Genomic DNA, 1,180 nt, shown 5'->3' with positions numbered 1-1,180 from the left:
CGGCTTGAAGATGTGTTTGAATCGTCGTTACTAGGAACCAGCGAAATAAGGCTGAATGCGCTGGAGCCAAAAGGCAAAGGATATGGAGTTGGCAAGTTTTTATTTGACCAACAAGCACTTCCAATAAACCCGGCGAACAGCATCACTCTAACGGTACATAGTATGGTCATTCGGAACGAGATAACCTCTCGTTTGCTCTCAGGAGGTCGAATACCTGAGCAGGTGCTAACCGTATGCAACGAGTAGGAGAGATTGGGTCAAAAGCGAACGTCTGGGGTAATGCCCAGAATATGCAGACAGACTCACGGTGATTTGGAAGATAAAGTCTCAAGTAGCGAGTATAAATGTCTAATACACAGTCTCAACAACTGATGGTGGAATGGCACAAAATTAACTGGCGCAAGCTAGAGCGTAATGTGTATAAGCTCCAAAAGAGAATTTACAGAGCCTCTCAACGTGGTGATGTGAAAGCATTTCGTAAACTTCAAAAGACGTTGATGAAGTCTTGGTCAGCAAGAGCTTTATCGGTTCGTAGAGTCACACAGGATAACCAAGGAAAAAAGACGGCAGGTGTGGACGGGCAAAAAAGCCTGACCCCAAAGCAACGTCTTGACCTAATAGGTTTATTGAAACTGGGTTCCAAGGTCAGCCCTACCCGGAGAGTATGGATTCCCAAACCGGGGACAGAAGAGAAGCGACCTTTGGGCATACCTACAATGAAAGACCGAGCCTTGCAAGCACTTGTCAAACTGGCATTAGAGCCAGAATGGGAAGCGCGATTTGAACCTAACTCATACGGGTTCAGACCCGGACGCTCATGCCATGATGCGGTAGAAGCAATATATAAAGCAATCAGGCTTAAGCCTAAATATGTGCTAGATGCCGATATTGCCAAATGTTTTGACCGTATCGACCATGAGGCACTGCTAAGAAAATTAAATACATTCCCCACCATCCGCCGACAAATTCGGGCATGGTTAAAAGCGGGAGTGATGGATGGTAAGCAGTTGTTTCCAACATCTGAGGGCACACCACAGGGAGGAGTTATATCTCCATTGTTGGCAAATATTGCCCTCCACGGGATGGAAGAACGGATTAAACAGTATGCACAAACCCTGCCCACCCGAAGTGGTCATGGTAAACGGGATAACCGTTATGCCCTCAGCCTAATCCGGTACGC

2 protein-coding genes are annotated in these 1,180 nt (G+C 46.7%); both read left to right on the top strand.

Annotated features, from left to right (window positions below; all coding sequences use genetic code 11):
- Positions 1–246, top strand: a 246-nt coding sequence (locus AABK37_RS41450) for a hypothetical protein (protein ID WP_432557190.1), incomplete at its 5' end; no start/stop codon positions are given.
- A 98-nt stretch (positions 247–344) separates the two neighbouring features.
- Positions 345–1,180, top strand: an 836-nt coding sequence (locus AABK37_RS41445) for a reverse transcriptase N-terminal domain-containing protein (RefSeq protein ID WP_432557189.1), incomplete at its 3' end; no start/stop codon positions are given.

Origin of the sequence: Tolypothrix sp. VBCCA 56010 (genome assembly GCF_050875635.1) — a bacterium.
In the GTDB taxonomy this organism is placed as follows: domain Bacteria; phylum Cyanobacteriota; class Cyanobacteriia; order Cyanobacteriales; family Nostocaceae; genus Hassallia.
The sequence above is the reverse complement of the archived record's forward strand: the minus strand, read 5'-3'. Positions and strand labels throughout refer to the sequence as shown.